At 69.4% G+C, this 21,493-nt stretch carries 19 protein-coding genes; 3 read left to right on the top strand and 16 right to left on the bottom strand.

Annotation, left to right across the window (positions count from 1 at the left end):
* Nucleotides 1-93 precede the first annotated feature (93 nt).
* The 4 genes from IEZ21_RS32245 to IEZ21_RS32230 all read right to left on the bottom strand — a co-directional run bounded on the left by IEZ21_RS32245 (nt 94) and on the right by IEZ21_RS32230 (nt 3,827).
* Nucleotides 94-756, bottom strand: a complete 663-nt coding sequence (locus tag IEZ21_RS32245; protein ID WP_189325362.1) for a response regulator — start codon at nt 754-756, stop codon at nt 94-96.
* Complete coding sequence (locus IEZ21_RS32240) at nt 753-1,904, bottom strand: sensor histidine kinase (protein WP_444544982.1); 1,152 nt, start codon at nt 1,902-1,904, stop codon at nt 753-755. The genes IEZ21_RS32245 and IEZ21_RS32240 overlap by 4 nt, the downstream gene beginning before the upstream one ends.
* 190 nt (nt 1,905-2,094) lie before the next feature.
* Nucleotides 2,095-2,892 carry an ABC transporter permease subunit gene (locus IEZ21_RS32235; protein ID WP_189325360.1) on the bottom strand — a complete coding sequence of 266 codons (798 nt, stop codon included), beginning with the start codon at nt 2,890-2,892 and terminating at the stop codon, nt 2,095-2,097.
* Nucleotides 2,889-3,827: an ATP-binding cassette domain-containing protein gene (locus IEZ21_RS32230; protein WP_189325359.1), complete on the bottom strand. Its 939-nt coding sequence runs from the start codon at nt 3,825-3,827 to the stop codon at nt 2,889-2,891. The genes IEZ21_RS32235 and IEZ21_RS32230 overlap by 4 nt, the downstream gene beginning before the upstream one ends.
* Nucleotides 3,828-4,280: 453 nt before the next feature.
* Between IEZ21_RS32230 and IEZ21_RS32225 the strand changes: the two genes are divergently transcribed.
* Entirely contained in the window at nt 4,281-5,861 is a 1,581-nt protein-coding gene (locus IEZ21_RS32225; protein ID WP_189325358.1) for an alpha/beta hydrolase, read from the top strand.
* Nucleotides 5,862-6,066: 205 nt separating this feature from the next.
* Here the strand turns inward: IEZ21_RS32225 and IEZ21_RS32220 are convergent, their stop codons facing one another.
* The 3 genes from IEZ21_RS32220 to IEZ21_RS32210 form a co-directional block, all read right to left on the bottom strand.
* A complete protein-coding gene (locus tag IEZ21_RS32220) occupies nt 6,067-7,002 on the bottom strand; it encodes a tyrosine-type recombinase/integrase (RefSeq protein ID WP_189325357.1) in 936 nt (311 codons plus the stop codon).
* Between the two features lie 76 nt (nt 7,003-7,078).
* A complete protein-coding gene (locus tag IEZ21_RS32215; RefSeq protein ID WP_189325356.1) occupies nt 7,079-7,678 on the bottom strand; it encodes a hypothetical protein in 600 nt (199 codons plus the stop codon).
* A gap of 151 nt (nt 7,679-7,829) precedes the next feature.
* Complete coding sequence (locus tag IEZ21_RS32210) at nt 7,830-8,987, bottom strand: acyl-CoA dehydrogenase family protein (RefSeq protein WP_189325355.1); 1,158 nt, start codon at nt 8,985-8,987, stop codon at nt 7,830-7,832.
* 216 nt (nt 8,988-9,203) lie between these two features.
* Here IEZ21_RS32210 and IEZ21_RS32205 point away from each other — a divergent pair, with 216 nt between their 5' ends.
* A complete protein-coding gene (locus IEZ21_RS32205) occupies nt 9,204-10,547 on the top strand; it encodes a UDP-glucose dehydrogenase family protein (RefSeq protein ID WP_189325354.1) in 1,344 nt (447 codons plus the stop codon).
* A gap of 65 nt (nt 10,548-10,612) precedes the next feature.
* Here IEZ21_RS32205 and IEZ21_RS32200 read toward each other — a convergent pair whose 3' ends face one another.
* Nucleotides 10,613-11,137 carry a CGNR zinc finger domain-containing protein gene (locus IEZ21_RS32200; protein WP_189325353.1) on the bottom strand — a complete coding sequence of 175 codons (525 nt, stop codon included), beginning with the start codon at nt 11,135-11,137 and terminating at the stop codon, nt 10,613-10,615.
* 82 nt (nt 11,138-11,219) lie between these two features.
* Between IEZ21_RS32200 and IEZ21_RS32195 the strand changes: the two genes are divergently transcribed.
* Complete coding sequence (locus IEZ21_RS32195) at nt 11,220-11,579, top strand: VOC family protein (RefSeq protein ID WP_189325352.1); 360 nt, start codon at nt 11,220-11,222, stop codon at nt 11,577-11,579.
* Between the two features lie 14 nt (nt 11,580-11,593).
* Here IEZ21_RS32195 and IEZ21_RS32190 read toward each other — a convergent pair whose 3' ends face one another.
* From IEZ21_RS32190 to IEZ21_RS32155, 8 genes are all read right to left on the bottom strand, one after another.
* A complete protein-coding gene (locus IEZ21_RS32190) occupies nt 11,594-12,730 on the bottom strand; it encodes a dipeptidase (RefSeq protein ID WP_189325351.1) in 1,137 nt (378 codons plus the stop codon).
* Nucleotides 12,731-12,845: 115 nt separating this feature from the next.
* Nucleotides 12,846-14,195: an RNA polymerase sigma factor gene (locus IEZ21_RS32185; protein ID WP_189325350.1), complete on the bottom strand. Its 1,350-nt coding sequence runs from the start codon at nt 14,193-14,195 to the stop codon at nt 12,846-12,848.
* Nucleotides 14,196-14,279: 84 nt separating this feature from the next.
* The gene (locus IEZ21_RS32180) at nt 14,280-14,867 is read right to left on the bottom strand and encodes a Uma2 family endonuclease (RefSeq protein ID WP_189325349.1); all 588 of its coding nucleotides are present in this window, start codon (nt 14,865-14,867) and stop codon (nt 14,280-14,282) included.
* A 59-nt stretch (nt 14,868-14,926) separates the two neighbouring features.
* Nucleotides 14,927-15,772 carry a hypothetical protein gene (locus IEZ21_RS32175; RefSeq protein ID WP_189325348.1) on the bottom strand — a complete coding sequence of 282 codons (846 nt, stop codon included), beginning with the start codon at nt 15,770-15,772 and terminating at the stop codon, nt 14,927-14,929.
* Between the two features lie 341 nt (nt 15,773-16,113).
* Nucleotides 16,114-16,662 carry a YciI family protein gene (locus tag IEZ21_RS32170; protein ID WP_189325347.1) on the bottom strand — a complete coding sequence of 183 codons (549 nt, stop codon included), beginning with the start codon at nt 16,660-16,662 and terminating at the stop codon, nt 16,114-16,116.
* 98 nt (nt 16,663-16,760) lie between these two features.
* A complete protein-coding gene (locus IEZ21_RS32165) occupies nt 16,761-17,879 on the bottom strand; it encodes an LCP family protein (RefSeq protein WP_189325346.1) in 1,119 nt (372 codons plus the stop codon).
* Nucleotides 17,880-17,962: 83 nt separating this feature from the next.
* Nucleotides 17,963-19,006, bottom strand: coding sequence for a LacI family DNA-binding transcriptional regulator (locus IEZ21_RS32160; protein ID WP_189325345.1), 1,044 nt, complete (start codon nt 19,004-19,006; stop codon nt 17,963-17,965).
* 227 nt (nt 19,007-19,233) lie between these two features.
* Nucleotides 19,234-21,462, bottom strand: coding sequence for a beta-xylosidase/alpha-l-arabinosidase (locus tag IEZ21_RS32155; protein WP_189325344.1), 2,229 nt, complete (start codon nt 21,460-21,462; stop codon nt 19,234-19,236).
* Between the last annotated feature and the right edge of the window lie 31 nt (nt 21,463-21,493).

The following is a 21,493-nucleotide window of genomic DNA, read 5'->3' as shown; positions in this document are numbered from 1 at the left end:
TTTGGGCTGTGAGTCACGAACCGCTGCTACCTGATTCAGCGTCAGCCTGATCCGATTTCTGGGGGCACCGCAATGACGGCAGGCCGAACGCCCTCACGCCGGGCGGATGAGGCGGGTCTCGTAGGCGAAGACGACGGCCTGGACACGATCGCGCAGTTCCAGCTTCATCAGGATCCGGCTCAGGTGTGTCTTAACGGTGGCTTCCGCGAGGTACAGACGGGCGGCGATCTCGGTGTTTGACAGGCCGCGGCCGACCTGGATGAGCACTTCACGCTCGCGGGTGGTGAGCCGTTGCACTCGCTCGTCCAGCTCGGTGCCGCCGTCGGCGGGGAGTTGGTCGGCGAAGTTCTCCAGCAGGCGGCGGGTGATCCGAGGGGAGACCACCGCATCGCCCGCGGCGACGCTGCAGATCGCGGTGAGCAGTTCGTCGGGCCGGGCGTTCTTGAGGAGGAAGCCGGATGCGCCGGCCTTGAGAGCGGCGAAGGCGTATTCATCGAGGTCGAACGTGGTGAGGATGAGCACCCGGGTCGGCGGGGAATCCTTGATGATCCGGCGAGTTGCTTCGATGCCGTCGGTTCCGGGCATGCGTACGTCCATCAGAACGACATCGGGGCGCAGTTTCCTTGCGAGCCGGATGGCATCGGCGCCGTCGCCGGCCTCTCCGACGGGTTCCATGTCCGGTTGGGCCTCAAGGATCATGGTGAACGCCATACGGAGCAGTGATTCGTCGTCGACGAGCAGGACACGGATCGTCATGAGGCATCGTCCTCGGCTGCGGCGAGGGTGATGTGAGCCGAAACTCGCCAGCCACCGCCCGGGAGGGGGCCGGCCTGGAGGTTCCCGCCGTAGGCGGCCGCGCGCTCGCGCATGCCTGCAATCCCGTGCCCGGCTGACGGACCAGGGGCTCGCGTGGTGTTGCCGTCATCGGTGACCTCGATGGCGACGGCTCTAGGGGAGAAGCGCACCTGCACGTCGGCGCGGGTGCCGGGTGGTGCGTGCTTGAGAGTGTTGGTCAAGGCTTCCTGTACCACCCGGTAGACGGTGAGTTGTGCGGTGGTGGAGACCGGGTCGGGGTCGCCTTCCAGGCCGAGGCTGGTCGGCAGCCCGGCTGCGCCCATCTGGTCGACGAGGGACTGCAACTGTGCGATGCCGGGCAAAGGGTGGCGCTGCGCGTCCGGTTCGTCGGCGCGCAGGACGCCGAGGGAGCGCCGCATGTCCGTGAGGGCCTGCCGCCCGGTGTCGGAGATCTGCTGCATGGCGCCGGTCGCTTTGCCGGGTGAGCGGAACTGTGCGAAGACCGCGGCGTCGGCGAGCGCGACCATGGCGGACAGGTTGTGGGTGACGATGTCGTGCATCTCGCGGGCGATACGGGCCCGCTCTTCGGCCACGGCGAGCTGGGCTTGTTGGTCGCGTTCACGCTCCAGGCGTACCGCGCGATCCTCCAGGGACGCGAGGTAGACACGTCTGATCCTGATGTTCGTACCGGTGACGGCGACGGTGGTGGCCAGAGCGGTCAGGAAGAGGACGGGGACGAGGAAGCGGCCCTCGGGTCCCCAGCGAACAGAGGCCAGCAGGATGCCGCCTTCGAGGACGGCTCCGGCCAGCAGCATGTGCTGCCAGGCGGAGCGCACGGCCACCGTGTACAGAGCGACCAGCAGCGCCACATCGGCCAACACCGGCTGAACGCCTACGAGCCACTGGACGAAGGCAGCGGCAGCAACCGCGCCGAACACCGCGAGGGGTGCTCGGCGCCGCCACACCAGGGGGAGGAGCAGGGCCACCGGAAGGATCAGGGATTCCGGGCGGGCCTTGAGATCCTGCCCGGGGCCGACACTCATGACGAAGAGCAGAGACACCAGCAACGCGTCGAACGCGACGGGTGGGAGTTGGGCCCGCAGCAGCACTTGTACCGGCCGCGCTGAGCGCGCGGAAGCGAAAGCGGCGTCCCTCAAGAGCTGCCCGGCCACTGTCGGCCGGCGAGCCGGGGCACGGCGCCGTGCTGGTGCTGGTGGACGGCGCCCGGGAATGGCACCCCGTTTCCGGAGCGGGAATCCGCCGTCGGTGCCGCCGTCACGGCCACCGCCACCCCTTTCACTACGCGTCCCGTCGTTTGAGTGCCACCGCGGCTGCGGCGAGGACTACCGCCGCATACAGACAGAACACCGTCAACCCCGTCCCTGGCGCCAACATAGTCGACTCCTGATGGAGGATGGCAAGCGTCCGCCCGGCGCTACTCGGCAGGTACGGAAAGACGTTGTCCGCTACGGCGGTGGGGAGCGTCTGGGTGAGGATCGGCAGGACCAGCACCAGGCCCAGGACGGTACTGATGCCAGCCGCCGTATTGCGCAACAGCGCTCCAATCCCCACGCTCAGGACCGCAAGGACGGTCAGGTACAAGGCGGTGCCGAAGACCACGCGGGTGACCCCGGGGGCGCTCAGGGAGGTGCTCGGCACACCCCTGGAGGACAGGATCGCCTGGCTGAGCAGGAAGGCGGTCAGGGACGCGGCGGTCATCAGGACCCAGATCACCGCCGCATACACGGCGGCCTTGGCCCACAGCACCGGCAGCCGGGAAGGGACTGCCGTGAGCGTCGGCCGGATCATGCCGGTCGCGTACTCCCCGGTGACGACCAGGACCCCGAGAACTCCGACGGCGAGCTGCGCGAAGATGTAGCCCCCCAGGCTCCATTCGGCCGGTTGGAAACCGTGCCCCTTCCCGTCGGTGAAGAACGAGACCAGGGGGCCGAATGCGAGTACAGCCCCCACCGCGAACGCCAGCGTGAAGAATGTCGAGCGCAGCGTGTGGATCTTGATCCACTCGGAGTGCAGCACACGGGCCTGGGTGACACGGCCACGCGCGGCCCGGGGAGGGCGGATGGTTTCCGTACTCATGCCACACATCCTTCGGCGTTGGCCTGGGGCGGATGAGGGGTCGGGTACTCGACGGCCTCGCGGGTGAGTTCCATGAACGCTTCTTCCAGGGACGCCTGGTGTGGCGTCAGTTCACTGAGGGCGATCCGGTTGTCGGCGGCGATCCGGCCGATCCGCTCGCTACTGAGGCCGGCGACCTGCAGCGTGCCGTGCTCGTCCGACGCCACGTTCACGCCCCGCCCGGCCAACAGCGGACGCAGCCGCCAGGGCTCGTCAGTTCGTACCGACACCGAATTGCGCGACGCGCTGCGCGTGAACTCCTCGACCGAGGTGTCGGCGATCAGCCGACCGCGCCCGATCACGATGAGGTGCTCGGCGGTCAGTGCCATCTCGCTCATCAGATGGGAGGAGACCAGAACTGTACGGCCTTCGGCAGCCAGCGCCTTGAGCAGGTTGCGGATCCACAGGATGCCCTCCGGATCCAGGCCGTTCACCGGCTCGTCCAGGATGATCGTGGCTGGGTCGCCGAGCAGCGCACCGGCGATGCCGAGCCGCTGGCCCATGCCGAGGGAGAAGCCGCCGGCCCGTTTCCTGGCCACCTGCCGTAGCCCCACGATGCCGATGACTTCCTCGACCCGGCTACGGGCGATGCCCGCAGTAACAGCCAGCGCCCGCAGGTGGTTGACCGCAGACCGGCCGGTGTGCGTGGAACGGGCCTCCAGCATGGCCCCGACCTCACGCAACGGCGCGCGGTGCGCGGCGTAGGGCTTCCCATTGACAGTGACCTGGCCGGAAGTGGGAACGTCCAGGCCCAGGATCATCCGCATCGTGGTGGACTTGCCGGCGCCGTTCGGCCCGAGGAATCCGGTAACGAGGCCGGGCCGGACGGTGAAACTGAGATCCGCCACAGCGGTCTTCTTCCCGTAACGCTTGGTGAGTGCTCGGGCTTTGATCATCGGGTCATCCTCGTCCGCAGGGGGCCGGTCAACTCGCCGCCACGCTAGGTCTCCGGGCCCCGCAAGGGCTTGAGCCCACGAGTTGACACCACCGCAGAGGAACTACATCCCCAGGTGGAACGCTCTACGCCCACAGGTGTAGCGACGCGGGCCGAGTCGGACCGACCACGTCAACCCGCAGTCGTACACAGGCTTCCCGGTCGCCGCTCGCTCGGAGCGGCCAAGTCCGGGAGAAACCGCTGGTCAGCTGCCTGCTGAACGGTTGACCGCCCTCCGAAGCACACGGAGACCACGCAGGGCCGGGGAACCGGACCGGGAGCTGACGCGCCGGGCTGACCGTGCGGCCTAGCTTCGAGCACTGGGTGGTGCGGCCCGTGATCCCGACGGGTCGTGGACGTCGCCGATGCGCCGTGACCAGCTGCCGTGTCCAAGATCATGTGAAGAGGAGTATCGATGCGTCGACGAAGGATGGCCATGGCCGGTGCCGCGGTGGCCCTGGCGGGCAGCGCAGTGATCGCTGTGCAAGCGGGTGCCGGTCCGGCCCGGACGAAGGGGGGCAGCCATGCTCCGGATGACGGGCTGAACCGGTTCCAGCAGCAGAAGGTCGAATGGCACCGCTGCCGGACTGGCCCGGACGACGCGATCGGCAAGGAACTGGACGACGCGAAGGCCCAGTGCGCCGAGGTCACCGTGCCGTTGGACTACAGCCACCCGGACGGACCGACCATCAAGGTCGCGATGTCCCGGCTGAAGGCCACCGATCCCAAACACCGGAGGGGGACGCTCCTGTACAACCCCGGCGGCCCCGGAGTTCCGGCGACGTACCTCGCGCTGATGGTCAAGCAGGCCGAGCCCACGATCGCGGCCCGGTACGACCTGATCGGGATGGACCCCCGGTTCGTCGGGCGCAGTACCCCCCTGAACTGCAAGTGGCCCACCGTCAGCATCGGCTCCGCCGGACCTGACCGGCGCACCTTCAACCGGAGCGTGGCACTCTCCAAAGACCTGGCGGCCCGCTGCGCCGGCCACCGGGATGTGCTGCCCCACGCGTCCACCCGCAACACGGCCCGGGACATGGACGTGATCCGGGCAGCCCTCGGCGAGTCGAAACTGTCCTACATCGGCTCGTCGTACGGCACCTACCTGGGCGAGGTCTACCTGCAGATGTTCCCCCGCCGCGCCGACAGGATCGTTCTCGACAGCGCCTTGAACCCCGACCTCTTCGGCCCCGACCTGTCATCCACGCAGGGCCCGGCCGTGAACGCGACTCTGCGGAATTGGGCAGCCTGGGCGGCCGGCCACCACGACCGCTACCACCTGGGCGCCACTACCGCCGAGGTCATGGCCACCATGGACCGGATCAACCAGGCCGCCACCCGCGGCCCGTTGCGCGTGGGCAGCCACAAGGTCGACAGCCGACTGCTCTCCCAGATCCTGTGGAGCGTCACTGGTGGGGACAGCGAGGAGGTATACGCCGACTATGCGGCCGACGTCCGGGTCTTGAGCGACGCCGCTCGTGGTATCGAGGTCACACCCCCCAAGGCCCTGGATGAGGCCCTGACCGATCTGTCCACCTCTACGGATGCGGACGGAACGTTCAGCGTCCAGACGGCGATCCAGTGCGCGGACCGGGCCGTGTCCCGCGATCCCGAGACCTACTACCGGGACATCCAGGCCCACCGGGCGGACGAGCCGCTGTTCGGACCGCTGACCCGCAACATCAGCCCCTGCTCATTCTGGCCGACCGCTCCGGCGGAACCTCCCACGAAGGTCCACAACGCTGTCCCGGTCCTGATGGTGGGTGCGACCGGCGACCCGGCGGCCGTCTACCCGGGCCAGCAGGTCGCGCACCGGGCCTTGGCCGGCTCCCGCCTTGTCACCCTGCGCGGCGCCTTCCGCCACACCGTCTACGCGGGACTCTTCGCCCCCCAGAACAAGTGCATCGACGACACGGTCAACCGCTACCTGATCGAGGGCAAACTGCCCAACACGGATACCACCTGCCCAGTCATGCCATCACCCAGCGATGACTGACCCTTCCCCTCGTTTCTCCGAGGCGCCCCGGCGTCGAGGACCGCGAGCGCAATCTCCGTCACCGTCAGCGCATGGCCGTCCCGCAACCGGGCGGCGATCGGATCCGCCACGACAAGCGATGACCAACAGATGATCAACTGGCCCAGGCCGTGGCTGCCGAGCATGCCCTGAACAATCTGGCAGCTCGGCAGCTCACACGGGCTCGCTACGCGGACGCCACTCCGCGGAGTCCGGGCATTCCACGGGTGGCAGCGCCTTGGTCGCCAGCCCCCAAGGCTCCGTCGATCGCAAGCCGCGCGCGGTCAGGTGCGTCCGGCATCAGGGCCGAGTAGTACCGCTCGGTGAAGCTCACCGACGTGTGGCCCAGCCAAGCCGAGACCTCGGTGATCGATACCCCCTGGCTCAGCAGGGACGCAGCATAGAAGTGCCTGAGACTGTGCGGCTTGAAATAGTCGACGCCGGCTGCGGCGAGAGTGGGACGCCAGATCCTGCCGTACCAGTAGTACGTGTAAAGCAGTCCTGTGCCTGTCACGTTGCTGAACAGCAGTTCCTCTTCACCCCAGGTGGCATAGTCCCTGAGGTGACGGCGTAGGGCCAATGCCACCACATCGGGCAGCGGGACGCGACGGCCGCGCTCCCCGTCCTCACGCCATTTGACGTGACGCAGCCGCATGCTGCCGTACCGTCCCGATCCGGTGTCCCGGTCGCAGGCGACTTGCCGGTCGACGGTGACCAGCCGGTGGGAGAAGGAGATGCGGTCACGGCCGAGCCCCATGGACTCGCCGAGCCGCAGCCCACAGCCCGCCATCAGCCACAGCATCTCCTGGTACCGCTCCGGGGCAGCCGCGATGACAGCAAGTACGGTCTCCGTGCTCGGAATGTGGACCTCCGCGCGTTGGTCCCTGTATGTCCGAGCGCTGCTGACGGGGAGAGCCACTGGCTTGCACGGGTTGGTGTCGGCCAACTCTTGCTCCATGGCCCAACTGAACACTCCCCTGAGGATGTTGAAGCGGAATCGGATGGTGGCGGGCTTGTAGCCGCGTGAGTGGACCATCCACTCCACCCACTTCTCGATCTGAGACGAGGTAACGGCCCTGATGCCGTCGGCTCCGAAGAACGGCGCCACTGTCCTGTCCAGCATCGTCCGATACTGCTTGACGCTGCTGTTCTCCACCCCTCTCGTAGTGGCCCATCGCTCAAAGACCACCACGAGCGGCTCACCGTCCGCCGATCCGGCCCCGTTCCGAGTCACGTGCATCGTCCCCCTCCAGATGCCGCCTGGCCTTGTCGGTCAGGCGGTCCGCGGGTTTACCCGGCGGCCCGTCGAGGAAGCCCATGGCACGCGCCCGCCGCACGCGGCCGCTGATGGTGTTCCGACTCAGCCCCCACGCAGACGCCAGTCGCGTGATGGGGCTGCGGTACCCCTGCTGCACCAAGTGCACGTACTCACGTGCCATCAGGGCGTATTCCCGCTCTGTCTCAACCCGGTGAAGCACCGCCGCAACGGCGGTCTCGCCAGCTGAGTGCCCCAGACGCGCCCGCAGCTCCTTCGCCGTCCTGCGGATCTCCGCGAGGGAGATCGATCGCATGAGCTCCGCCGTGATGCCATCCGTCCCGACCGTGACGTCTGGATCATCAGGTGGTTCGATGCAGAGGCTTGTCGGGCCGTCCCATGGCGCATCGAGGAAGCTCACGACGGTCAGCTTCCAGCCATGCAACTCGGCCTCGTGGACGAGTCGGTCCCCGTCCAGACGCCACCCTTCGGGCAGTTCCCCACCTGACGATGCTTTGGTCACAAGTCGAAAGTAGCGCGGCATACGACGGCCGCCGTGTGCCGGGAAGCCCCCGGCCACGTCAGAACACTAAGATACGAAACACGCCTCATGCCATGTTCCATGTCTCTATTAACCGGAAAGAGTGAAGGGCGCCCAGTAGGTGGGCGCCCTTCGACGGTCAACTCACCAGTGATTACGGCAGGTTGCGTGCCATCACGATCCGCTGGATCTGGTTGGTCCCCTCATACAGCTGCGTGATCTTGGCGTCCCGCATCATGCGCTCCACCGGGTAGTCCCGGGTGTAGCCGTACCCGCCCAGCAGTTGCACCGCATCGACGGTGACCTCCATCGCCACGTCCGACGCGAAGCACTTCGCCGCCGCCCCCTGGAACGTCAGATCCGCGTCACCGCGCTCGGACTTGGCGGCAGCCGCGTACGTCAGCTGACGTGCGGCCTCGATCTTCATGGCCATGTCGGCGAGCATGAACTGAATGCCCTGGAAGTCGGCGATCGCCTTGCCGAACTGCTTGCGCTCCTGGACATAGCCCTTGGCGTAGTCCAGCGCACCCTGGGCGATGCCGAGGGCCTGGGCGGCGATCGTGATGCGGGTGTGGTCCAGGGTCTTCATAGCGGTGGCGAAGCCCGTGCCCTCGTCGCCGATCATGCGGTCGGCGGGGATGCGGACGTTGTCCAGGTACACCTCGCGCGTCGGTGAGCCCTTGATGCCGAGCTTCTTCTCCGGTGCGCCGAAGGAGACCCCGGGGTCGGACTTCTCGACCACGAAGGCCGAGATGCCCTTCGAGCGCTTCGTGGGGTCGGTCACGGCCATGACCGTGTAGTACTCCGACACCCCCGCGTTCGTGATCCAGCGCTTCACGCCGTTGAGGACGTACGAGTCGCCGTCCCGCACCGCCTTCGTCTTCATTCCCGCCGCGTCCGAGCCCGCGTCCGGCTCGGAGAGGCAGTACGAGAACATCCCGTCGCCGGCGGCCAGCGGGCCCAGGTACTTCTTCTTGAGGTCCTCCGAGCCGGAGAGGATCACGGGGAGCGAGCCCAGCTTGTTCACGGCCGGTATCAGGGAGGAGGAGGCGCAGACGCGGGCCACCTCCTCGATCACGATCACCGTGGCCAGCGCGTCCGCGCCCGCGCCGCCGTAGCTCTCCGGTACGTGGACGGCGTGCAGGTCGGAGGCGACGAGGGCGTCCAGGGCCTCCTGCGGGAAACGGGACTCCTCGTCCACCGCGGCGGCGTACGGCGCGATCTTCGCCTCCGCGAGGGCGCGGATCGTATCGCGGAGCATGTCGTGCTCCTCGGACGGGCGGTACAGGTCGAAGTCAGCCGATCCGGCCAAGGTATCTCACGCTCCAAAGACGCTAACTACCGTTAAGTAACTCAAATTTTATGCGCCCGTCCACGCTAGTGATACGTGAGCTTGGCGACAGCGGGAAGGGACGAACAGACCAGGAACGGCAACACGGGACGGCAACACAGAGTTGCCCGATGAGCGGCAAGACACCCCCGACTATGCTCAGGCAGCGCACCCCACCCGCCACCTACTGGAGCACCCATGGCCCTGAAGATCACCGTGATCGGCACCGGCTATCTCGGCGCCACGCACGCCGCGGCCATGGCCGAGCTCGGCTTCGAGGTGCTCGGCCTCGATGTCGTTCCCGAGAAGATCGAGATGCTCCAGCGGGGCGAGGTCCCGATCTACGAACCCGGCCTCGAGGAGCTGCTGCGCAAGCATGTCGCCGGGATCGAGGGGGCCAGCGGGCGGCTGCGCTTCACGATGGACTGGGCCGAGGTCGCGGAGTTCGGGGACGTCCACTTCGTCTGCGTGAACACGCCGCAGAAGCATGGCGAGTACGCCTGTGACATGTCGTACGTCGACGCCGCCTTCACCTCGCTCGCCCCGCATCTCAAGGGCCCCGCCCTGGTCGTCGGCAAGTCGACGGTGCCCGTCGGCTCCGCGGACCGGCTCGCCCGTACGCTGGCCGGACTCGCACCCGCCGGCGAGGACGCCGAACTGGCCTGGAACCCCGAGTTCCTGCGCGAGGGCTTCGCCGTCAAGGACACGCTGCACCCCGACCGGATCGTCGCCGGTGTGCGCAGCGAGCGCGCCGAGAAGCTGCTGCGCGAGGTGTACGCGACGCCGCTGGCCGACGGCACGCCCTTCGTGGTGACGGACTTCCCGACCGCCGAGCTGGTGAAGACCTCGGCGAACTCCTTCCTCGCCACCAAGATCTCGTTCATCAACGCCATGGCCGAGATGTGCGAGGCCTCGGACGGTGACGTCGCCAAGCTGGCGGAGGCGATCGGGTACGACGACCGGATCGGGAAGAAGTTCCTGCGGGCGGGGATCGGTTTCGGTGGCGGGTGTCTGCCGAAGGACATCCGGGCGTTCATGGCGCGGGCGGGCGAGTTGGGGGCCGATCAGGCGCTGACCTTCCTGCGCGAGATCGACTCCATCAACATGCGGCAGCGCGGGCAGATGGTGGAGCTGACGCGTCAGGCGCTGGGCGGCGGCTCGTTCCTGGGGAAGCGGGTCGCGGTGCTGGGCGCCACGTTCAAGCCGGACTCGGACGACGTACGGGATTCGCCGGCGCTGAATGTCGCGGGGCAGATCCATCTTCAGGGCGGGCAGGTCACGGTGTACGACCCGAAGGGGATGGTGAACGCGCGGCGGCTCTTTCCGACGCTCGGGTACGCCGATTCCGCGATCGAGGCCGTACAGGGTGCCGATGTCGTCCTGCATCTCACCGAGTGGAGTGAGTTCCGGGAGCTGGATCCGGCGGTGCTGGGTGAGGCCGTGTCACGACGGCTTGTGCTGGACGGGCGCAACGCGCTGGACCCGGCGGTGTGGCGGGCGGCGGGCTGGACGTACCGGGCGATGGGTCGTCCGACGGCTTAGGGCCTGTTCGGCAGTTTGGTCTGCGGCCTTTGGCCGACGGTGTCACAAGTCCTCGCGCGCGTCCTTCACCGTGAATCCCGTGATTCCTTCGCGCTCGCTCGGTAGCGGCGCATCTTCGCCCTCGCCCCGCAGACCGACATGCTGCACCAGCGCCCTCGCCCCGCCGGGCTGCGGTCGTAGTACGCCCAGCGGCAGGTCGGGGCCTCGCAGGCCTTGAGGCGGAGCCAGGTGCCGGCGGTGACGGCCTCGGCGATCGCGGCGGCCACGCGGGAGGCGAGGAGGGCGGGGCGGGCGGGGGCGAGGGAGGCGGAGCCGTCTCGTTCGTCGACCGTGATCAGCAGCGGTGCCTGGGCCAGCAGCTCGCCCAGGGGGGTCACCGTGCGGTGCGGAGGGTGGCCCGCGTGGGCCAGACAGGCGGCGCGCAGGGACTCGCGCAGCTCGCGCGCCGACGCCAGGCCCGCCTCCGTCAGGTCCAGCGCCGCGCGCCCCTCGGCCGTGTCCAGGGAGTCGGCACCCGTCTCGATGTCCAGGGTGTTCACCAGGGACTCGACGAGGGCCAGGCCGCCGGGAGCGGGCGCTCGGTCATTCATGGTTGCGACGTTACCTCTTATGCGGGAGCATGCAGTAACCGTTACTCGTTGAGGCCTCTTAGAGGTAACCAAGGAGGAAGTCATGGCTCTCGCCAAGCTGGGTGCCGTCGTCCTGGACTGTCCCGACCCGCGCGCCCTCGCCGAGTTCTACGCCGGGGTGCTGGGTGGTGACCTCGAGGAGGACGACGGCTGGGTCGACCTGCACGTGCCCGGAGGGCAGACTCTGGCGTTCCAGGCCGCCCCCGGACACGTACCGCCGAAGTGGCCGGCGCCCGACGCTTCGCAGCAGTTCCATCTGGACCTGACCGTCGACGACATGGACGCGGCGGAGAAGGAGGTTCTCGCGCTGGGCGCGAAGGTGCTCGACGCGGAGGACCGGACGCGTGGCTTCCGGGTGTACGCGGACCCGGCCGGCCACCCGTTCTGCCTCTGCGCCTGCTGAGGGACTCAGCGGCGCTAACCGTCGAGCTGGGCGATGCTCGCCGTGGACGGTCCGCGGCGCTGTTGCGCGGCCTTGGCCGTGAAGTCCGCGGCGCGCAGTACGCGTTGGACGTTGCCCCAGGTGAGCAGGGACAGGTCGGGTTCGGACCAGCCGCGGTGCAGGAGTTCGGCGATGAGGTGCGGATAGCCCGAGGCGTCGGGCAGGTCCTGCGGGTGGGCGGCGCCGGAGTCGTACGTACCCGAGAGGCCGACGCACTCCGGGCCCGCGAGCGCGCGTACGTGGTCGAGGTGGTCCGCGACGTCCCGTACCGAAGGACCCGTCTGTTCCGCCGTCAGCGGTACCAGGCAGAGGCCCTTGGTCGCGCCCAGCCGGGTGAGCAGGTCGTCGGGGAGGTTGGCCGGGTGGGGGCGCAGGGCGCGGGCCGCGGAGCGGGTGCACAGGACGGGGGCCCTGGAGACGGTGAGGACGCGGCGCACGGTCGGGTCGCAGGCGCCGGACAGGTCCGCGAGTACGCCGATGCGGTTCATCTCGCGTACGACCTCCTCGCCGAACCGGGTCAGCCCGTTGCCGCCGCCCGCCCAGGACGTGCCGGTCAGGGTGAGAACGCGCAGGCCGAGGGCGTGCAGCGCGCGCAGGATGCCGAGCGAGTCGCCCAGCGCGCCGGCCTCCGCGGGCCCGAGCAGCACGGCGACGCGCCCGCAGTTCCTGGCGTCGATGGTCTGCGCCGCGTTGTACGCCATCCGCAGGCTCTCCGGATACTCCCGTACCACCGTCTGCACCAGATCGAGCAGGTCCAGCGTCGCGCCGACCGCCTGCTCCTCGGCGAGCCCCTCGGGCAGCCGCAGCGACCAGAACATCGCTCCCACGCGGCCTTCCCGCAGCCGGGGCACGTCCGTGTCGATCGCGCCCTCGCCGAGCTCCAGGTCGTACCAGGGCAGCTGCCGCAGCGCCTGCGGCAGCCCGTTGTACCCGTCGGCGACGGGGTGGGCGGCGAGGAGGGCGTGCGTCCGGCGCAGGACATCGCCGTTCACCTCCGGGGCCTCGCCGCCCGCGTCGGTCACGAACTCCGGCTCCTTGACCGGCTGTCTGTCCGGTCGGTCCAGCCCGCCCATCTCGACGGCGGCACGCAGCTCGTCCTGCAGATCAGCCATGGCGGAGCTCCGGTGTCCGGGGATGCCAACACGTAGAGCCACCGTGACATGGGGGCGGGGTGGGGTCTCGGTGGGTGGGGCGTTCGGGGCATGGGGACGCAGGGCCCGCATGTCCTCAGCGCGCGCCCCGGTCCCCGCGGGCTTCCTCGGCGCGGGCCAGCAACAGCCCTCGCTCCCGCTCGTTGCGCGTGAGCGCCGCCGCGCGCTCGAACTCGGTCCGCGCTTCGGCCGTACGGCCCAGGCGGGCCAGCAGGTCGCCGCGCACGCTGGGGAGCAAGTGGTAGTCGCGCAGGGCGGGTTCGGCGGCCAGGGCGTCGACGATGGCGAGGGCCGGTTCGGGGCCCTCGGCCATGGAGACGGCGACCGCGCGGTTCAACTCGACGACGGGGGACGGGGTTCGGGCGGCGAGGAGGCCGTACAGCGTGGCGATCCGGCTCCAGTCGGTCTCCTCGTACGTGTATGCGTGGGCGTGGCACGCGGCGATGGCGGCTTGGAGGACGTACGGCCCCGGACCGCCACCCGTGGCGACCGACTCGGCGCGGGCGAGAGCGGCGAAACCGCGACGGATCAGCATGCGGTTCCAGCGGGCCCGGCTTTGGTCCTTGAGGAGGACCGGCTCGCCCGACGGTCCGGTACGCGCGGCCGACCGGGACGCCTGGAGCTCCAACAGCGCGGCCAGGCCGTGCACTTCGGGTTCCTTCGGCATCAACTCGGCCAGTACGCGGGCGAGCCGGAGCGCGTCCTCGCAGAGCGCCGGGCGCAGCCAGTCGTCGCCGGCGGTGGCCGCGTACCCCTCGTTGAAGATCAGGTAGATGACCTCGAGCACGGACCCGAGCCGGGCCTCGCGCTCCGGCCCGTACGGCACCTCGAAGGCGACCCCTTTCGCGGCGAGTGTCCGCTTGGCGCGGACGATGCGCTGGGCGATGGTCGTCTCGGGGACGAGGTAGGCGCGGGCGATCTCGGTGGTGGTCAGGCCGCCGAGCAGGCGCAGGGTGAGGGCGACGCGAGCCTCGGCGGACAGGACCGGGTGGCAGGCGGTGAAGACCAGCCGCAGCAGGTCGTCGTCGATGTCGTCGGGGTCGGACGGTTCGTCGACGTGGCCGTGTGGCGCGGACGTCTCCAGGTCGCGGCCCATCTCCGCCAGCTTGCGGGCGTACCGTTCCCGCCGCCGTACGAGATCGATCGCACGGTGCTTGGCCGTGGCCGTGAGCCAGGCCCCGGGGTTGTCCGGGACGCCGTCGCGCGGCCACTGTTCCAGGGCGGCGACCAGGGCGTCCTGCGCGAGTTCCTCGGCGATACCGACGTCGCGCACGATGCGGGCTACGCCGGCGATGATGCGGGGGGACTCGATGCGGAAGACGGTTTCGATGGTGCGCTTGGTGGCGCCGTCGGTGCCCTCTTCACCGGCGGGGCCCGCCGGGTCTGTCGGCTGGCCCGGTGGCTGGTCTGTCGACTCTGCTCTCACGCCACACCATCAGACACCCACGGGGCCGCAGGGCCAAGCCGGGAGCCGGTGTCCGGCTCCCGGTCCTCGACCTCCCGCGAGAAGTCAGTAGGCGAACTCCTTGAGCGCGTCGGTCTCCAGGGTGAAGCCGACGGGTTCCGGCAAGTCGATCGCGACGCCGAAGGCTCGGCTGGTGACCGAGTCGTACTTCCCCTTTGCCGGGTCCGGGTCCGCGTGCACGACGACGCTGTTCGCATCCCGGTCAACGAGAAGGTAGATGGGGATTCCCGCGGCCGCGTAGCCGTACGGCTTGTCGATTCGGTCGCGCTGGTTCGCGTCCCGGTCGCGGGAGGTGACCTCGACGGTCATCAGGACGCCGTCCGGCTCGGCCCACTCGCCAGTTCCGACGAAGTGTCTATCGGGAGCCAGAACCCCGTCCGCTTTGGCTCGCCCCTTGCGGTACTTCTCGATCTTGAGTTCCCGCTCCGCGTACAGCATGAGATCCGGACGATGCTGCATGCACACTTTCGTGAGCCAAGCGACGATCTCGCTGTGGTTGCCGTCCGGCACGGGCTTGACCACGACCTTTCCGTTGATGAACTCCAGTCGCACAAGCTCGGGTGCGTTCCGGGCGAGCTCCTCGAATTCCTCGACGAGCATCTGGGGCTGGTGATCAGCAGTGCTGGGGGTCATAGCGTCGCCTCCTCCCCTCCATCCTGCCCCGAGTTCGGGTGGGCTGTGCTGCACGATCGTCATGCGCTTGCTCCTTTCTCTGTACGTGTCCCTGTGCGCAGGGCGGCACGCAGCCGCTCCGCGTGGTCGTGAACCCGGTCGGCCTCAAGGCCGGGCCGCTCTCCCCAGCAGCCTCCGCACAACCCGCCCCGCAGCCCGCCTGACGACCCCGGCTCGCCGCACGCCGTGCAGACCATCTCGTAACGCGGCTGCCTGGGCTGATGCTGTTCGGGCGGAAGCTTGGCAAGGAGCCGGGCGCGTACGAAGCCGTAGGCGTGCTCGACCCGTTCGGGGAGCCCGGCGGACACCGCCTGCACGAGCTGCGCCTCCCCCGCACCCCGCGCGAACCACTCGGCCGCGTGCTCCTCCAGCGCCCCGCACTCGGCGGCCGAGAGCGTCAGCCGGGCGTCGTTGCGGCCGAGCCGGGCGAGTACGTCGTACGCGATCGACCGTGCCACCCGCGAGGGCTCGGTGACCGGTGCCTTCCCGGCGAGGAAGGAGTCCCACCAGGCATCGTCGCGCGCGGTACGCGAGAAGAAGGTGTGCCACACCCAGCGCGGGCAGCCGTCGACGGTGACCGGACGGCGTACGCGGCGCAAGTGCCCTGCTGCGGAGAGGTTGTTGAGGGCGGTGCCGATGGCGCACTGGCCGTGTGGGAGGTGTTTGGCCAGCGTCTTGATGGAGATGTCGGACTCGTCGTCGAGCCGGTCCAGGTACGTCGCGATCGAGGCCTCGCGAGCGGGCAGATGATCGAAGTCCCGTCCGGTACGGGGCTCTTGGTCGGGCGCCGACTTCTTTCCGTACCCCGGATTGGCCATGGGGTGGGCGGAGGGGCGCGGGGCAGCACTAAGCTGGGCGGTAGCCATGGATCGAAGGGCTCGTTTCGATTCGTTGGTCAGACCCCCGCGCGGTGCTCCAACACCCACGGGGGTCATTACTTTCCGCGCACGCTACACGCTTGCCACACTCCGTCGCGACTCGATCGCAAAAAGTCATCTCCCCTGGCCCGAGCGCCCCTTGGGCCCTCCGCACACAGCCACAGGGGAGGGAGGGCGGGGTGAACCAACCCACCCATTCCTTGCAAAAGAGTCTCGAATCCCGACTCCCGAAGCTCAAGCCTCGACGTGCCCGCCGAACTTCGCCCCCGCAGAGGCGGAGACGGTCAATTCGGGGGCGTCATCGATCGAGTTGAGCTTCGAGCCCCGAGTTACCGCCGCCCGCCGAACTCCCAGTCGTGGAACTCGATATCGGCATACTGGTCCTGGGTCAGGACGGCGCGTGCCGCGTCCAGGTCCGGAGCTCGGACCAGTGCTGCCGTACCCAGCCATGTGGCGCCGTCGTCGGACAGCAGGGGCCCGTACGCGATCAACTCGTCCTGGTCGGGCGGGACTTCGAGGTCGGCGGCCTGGCCCGAGCCGAGGCCGAGCACCAGGTAGCGGTTGCCGCCTGTCCGGTCACCGGGGAAGTCCCACATGGTGCGGCCCAGCAGGTTGCGCCACCGGCGCAGCAGTACGTCCCGGTACGCGCCCGCCTGGTAGTTGGGCTCGTCGAAGGCGAAGGCGCGGGCGGCGGCGGGGTCCGGCAGGTCGACGATGTGGACGCTGCCGGTGGGTGTTTCGCCGTCGGTGGCGAAGGTTGGGCCGCGGGCGATCAGCTGTGACGCGTATCCGTCCATGTACGACCAGTGGTCTTCCAGCAGTTCATGGCGCAGTTTGAGGGAGTCGGGCCGGTCGCGGTGGTAGCAGAAGAACTCCATGTCCGCAGACTCTCCCCGACAGGCGGCGGTACCTCAACGGACTTTGGCAGCCAGGGAGTTCACTGCCAGGAGGTCCAGGAGGCCCACTGCCACGGAGGTCACCGCAGGGACTCCCACAGCTCCCCAGCCTCCGGCTCGTCCGCGACCACCCGGTTGCGGTCGAAGGGGGCCGGGACCACCGGCATCGTCACTGTTCTGGTGTCGGCCGAGGACAAGCCGCTCAGGCTCTGGCCGAGGCTCATCAGCTCGCTGAGCGAGTCCAGGTCCGTGTCCGTGGTGAGGCTGTCGGTGAGGGTTTCGGCGACGTTGTAGAGCTTGGCGGGGTTGGTGAGGAGGTCGGTGGCGGAGACCTGGTCCAGCAGGGCCTTGACCAGGGTTTGCTGGAGGCCTATGCGGCCGAGGTCGCTGCCGTCTCCTATGCCGTGGCGGGTGCGGGCGAGGGCGAGGGCCTGCTTGCCGTTGAGGTGGTGGGTGCCCGCCTCCAGTTCGAGATGGCTGTCCTCGTCGGAGATGTCCTCGTCCGTCGTCACCGTGACGCCGCCCAGCGCGTCCACCAGGTCCGCGAAACCGGCGAAGTCGATCTCTATGTAGTGGTCCATGCGGACGTTCGTCATGGATTCCACCGTCTTGACCGCGCAGACCGGACCGCCCACGGAGTACGCGCTGTTGAACATCGCGTTGTACGCCACCGAGGTCGAACCGCCCGACTCCCGCGGGCAGGCCGGGCGCGTGACGAGCGTGTCGCGCGGGATGCTCACGATCGTCGCACCCGTACGGCCCTCGTCGATGTGGACGACCATCGCCGTGTCGGAGCGGGCGCCGGAGCTCTCGCCGCCCCCGCCGAGCGTGGCGTTGCGTTCGCCGCTGCGCGAGTCCGAGCCGAGGACCAGGATGTTCAGGGCGCCGCTCGGCAGCGGAGAGGCGGCGCCGTCCGGCGTCACCATGGCGCGCGCCGGGCGGTCGTCGCCGAGTGCGCTGTTGATGTCGACGCTGTCGATGTTGTGGTTCAGGTGCCAGTACGCCCATGCCGCCCCGGCGAGCGAGAGGGTGAGTACACAACCGAGCGCGATGCCCGTGGCCTTGAGCAGCCGTGAGCGCCTGCCGACCTTGTCGGCACTTCCGACACCGTCGGCACCGCGGTCGACGGTGCCGCCGCGCTCGCCGTCGCTGTTCTCACCCTCAGTCCCGCCTTCGCCGCCTCTGCCGTCTCCGCTCACAGAGAGGAACGTAAGTCCGAATTGTTACGCGCGGAAACCCCTGACGACTTTTACTGAGGAAACTCTCATATTTCGTTGGTTTTCTACTGAAGTTTCGAAACTTTCGGTACGCCTTCCGTACTGCTCCGCACCACCAGACTCGTCGCCAACTCCACCCGCGTCGCTGTCGTCGGCCGTTCCCCGCGTCCGAGGTCGAGGACGAGCCGGGCCGCCGCCTCGGCCATCTCCATGAGCGGCTGGCGGACGGTGGTCAGCGGCGGGCCCACCCAGCGGGCCACCGGCAGGTCGTCGAAGCCGACGATGCTGAGGTCCTCGGGCACGCGAAGTCCCCGCTCACGGGCGGCCTCGTACAGCCCGAGTGCCTGGAGGTCGTTTCCCGCGAAGACGGCCGTCGGCCGGTCGGGCAGCTTCAGCAGTTCGAGCCCGCAGCGGTAGCCGGCCTCGTGGTGGAAGTCGCCGGTGCGGATCAGCGAGGGGTCGACGGGCAGTCCGGCCGTCTCCAGCGCGGCCCGGTAGCCGTCGAGCCGCGCCCGGCTGCACATCATCCGCGAGGGCCCGCTGATCACCCCGATCCGCCGGTGGCCGAGGTCCACGAGATGGCGGGTCGCGGCAAGCCCGCCCTGCCAGTTGGTGGCGCCGACGGACGGCACGTCGTCGCCGGGGTCGCCGGCCGGGTCCATCACCACGAACGGGATGGAGCGGCTGGTGAGCAGCGCCCGCTGGGACTCGTCGAGCCCGCTCAGCACGAGCACGACGCCGTGCGGCCGGCGGGCCGCGACCTGGTCGGCCCAGGTACGCCCCGGGGTGAGGCGGCCCGCGCTCTCGGAGAGCACCACGCTCAGCCCCTCGTCCCGCGCGACGTTCTCGACGCCCCGGATGACCTCCATCGCCCAGGCGCTCTCCAGCTCGTGGAAGACCAGGTCGATCAAGGGCGAACGGGACGCCTCGGCCCGGCGCCGCCGATAACCGTGGTGGCGCAGCAGCTCCTCGACGCGACTACGGGTCGCCGGGGCCACATCGGCACGGCCGTTGAGCACCTTCGAAACAGTCGGAGCCGAGACTCCCGCCTCGCGGGCGATCTCGGCGAGCGTCGCGGACCGGGCCACGGCGGGATTCGGGTGAGTCATGAGCGCGATCGTATCTCTGCGCACTCTCTTGACGAAGCCCTTTGACAGCTATACATTCCCGTAACATTCGAAGCACAATCCGAAACATTCGGCTACCTTCGGATGAGGCGGCGGCCGAGCCCGCGACGGCCATGTCTCGCTCCCTCCTCTCTCCCGCCGGGAACACCCCCGGAGAACGAGGGCAGGACGAGCCAGAACAGGGGAAACCGAGGCACGGCTCGGCCCTCTCACTTCACCCGTACTTCACACCGCATCCGCCGCTCCCGGCCCACCACCCGCTCCGGCCCGGTCAGCGTGACCGGTACCGCATGCCGCACATCTCCCTCGGCGCAGGACGCGGCCAACCGCAGCTCCAGCTCTCCGGGTTCCACGATCCGGTTGCCGTCCGGCCCGGTGTACGCGGCCAGGTCCGCCGGAAACGTGAAGTGGACCTCCGCCGACTCCCCCGCCTCCAGCGGCACCCGCGCATAGCCCACCAGTCGGGCCACCGGGCGGGCCACTTTGCCGACCGGGTCGTGGAGATAGAGCTGGACGAGCTCCGCGCCGGGCCGCTTCCCGGTGTTGCGCACTGTCAGACGCAGCGTGGTCTCGCCGTCCGTCGGGAACGCGTCGGCGTCGACCGTCGGCTCCTGCCAGTCGTACGTCGTGTAGGACAGCCCGTGTCCGAACGGGAACAGCGGCGTGGGGTCGAGGCTGCTGGCCTCTCCGCGTTGTCCGAGCGGCGGGGCGAGGTACGTCCAGGGCTGCCCCGCGGGGTCGCGTGGCACGCTCACGGGGAGCCTCCCGGACGGGTTGACCCGCCCCGACAGTACGCCGGCCACCGCGGGCCCTCCCTCCTCGCCGGGGAAGAACGCCTGCACCACCGCGCCGCACCGGTCCGCCCAGCGTCCGAGCGCATAGGGGCGGCCCGAGAGCACGACCAGGACGACCGGCGTTCCGGATGCCAGCGCCTTGTCCAGCAACGCGCCCTGCCCGTCGGGCAGTTCGAGGTCCGCCGCGTCGCAGCCCTCACCCGACGTGCCGCGCCCGAACAGCCCCGACCGGTCGCCGACCGCGACCACGCACAGCTCGGCCGCCACCGGATCGTCCACGAACTCCACGTCCGGCAGCTCCGCGCGCAGCGCTTCCAGCAGCGTCGGCACGGCGACCCCCGTCGGAACCTCGGGGTGGTCGAGGAGGACGTGGCGGGGGAACGTGTAGCAGCCGAGCATGGCCGCCGGGTCGTCGGCGAGCGGGCCGAGGACCGCGATCCGCCGCGCTTCGGGGGCGAGGGGCAGTGTGCGGTCGTTGGACAGCAGGACGACCGACTCCTCCGCCAGCCGCCGTGCCAGTACCCGCATGTGGGGTGGATCGAGATCGACCGGAGCGGATGGTGCCGCGGGCGGCGTCCAGTCGGGATCCAGCAGCCCCAGCTCGCACTTCTGCGTCAGAACGCGCAGCGCGGCCCGGTCCACCAGCTCCTCGTCGAGGGGCCCCGACCCCAGGCAGCGAACCGCCGGCAGTTCCACGTCCACTCCCGCCGCGAGCGCGAGCGCCGCCGCTCCCGCCGGGGAGTCCACGAGTTGGTGCGCCGTCTCCAGGAAGGACACGCCGAAGTAGTCGGAGACGACGGTTCCCGTGAACTGCCAGTCCTCCCGGAGGAGTTCGGTGAGCAGTCGGCGGTGCGCGTGCGCGGGCACCCCGTCGATGTCGTTGTACGCCGCCATCACGGACCGTGCGCCGCCGTCCCGCAGGGCCATCTCGAACGGCGGCAGGAGGACGTCCGCCAGTTCGCGCGGCCCGATCGACACGGGCGCGTGGTTGCGGGCGCCGCGCGAGGCGGAGTACCCGGCGAAGTGCTTGAGCGTGGAGACGATGCCCGCCTCCTCGAGGCCCTGGACGTACGCGGTGCCGACGGTCGCCACGAGGTAGGGGTCCTCGCCGATCGACTCCTCCGTGCGGCCCCAGCGCGGATCCCGTACGACGTCGAGAACGGGAGCCAGCCCCTGGTGGATGCCGACCGACTTCATCGAGGCCCCGATCGCCGACGCCATCTCCTTCACCAGGGCCGGGTCGAAGCTCGCGCCCCAGGCGAGCGGCGTGGGAAAGATCGTGGCCTGCCAGGCCGTGAAGCCGGTGAGGCACTCTTCGTGCGCGAGGGCGGGCAGCCGGAAGCGGTTCGCGCCGCGGACGCGTTCCTGGAGGGAGGCCAGCCGGGCGACGCCCTCGGCCGGTTCGACCGGTGACGTGCCGAAGGGGCGGGTCAGCTGGCCGAGGCCGTGTGGGAGCAGCTCGGTGAGGTCCACGTCCTCGGACAGGGCGTGCTGCAGCGGCGCCATGTCCCCGCCCGGGGTCTCGTTCGAGCCGGGCCAGACGCCGTAGAGCTGCGCGATCTTCTCCTGCGGGGTCATGCGGGCGAGCAGGTCGGCGGCGCGGACGCCTGCGGGCAGAGCGGGGTCCTGCCAAGGGGGGATCATGTAACTCCTCACATCCGTAAGGGGATCTAGG

Source organism: Streptomyces flaveus, from assembly GCF_014647675.1.
GTDB lineage: Bacteria > Actinomycetota > Actinomycetes > Streptomycetales > Streptomycetaceae > Streptomyces > Streptomyces flaveus.
This window is presented reverse-complemented; position numbering and strand designations above follow the sequence as displayed.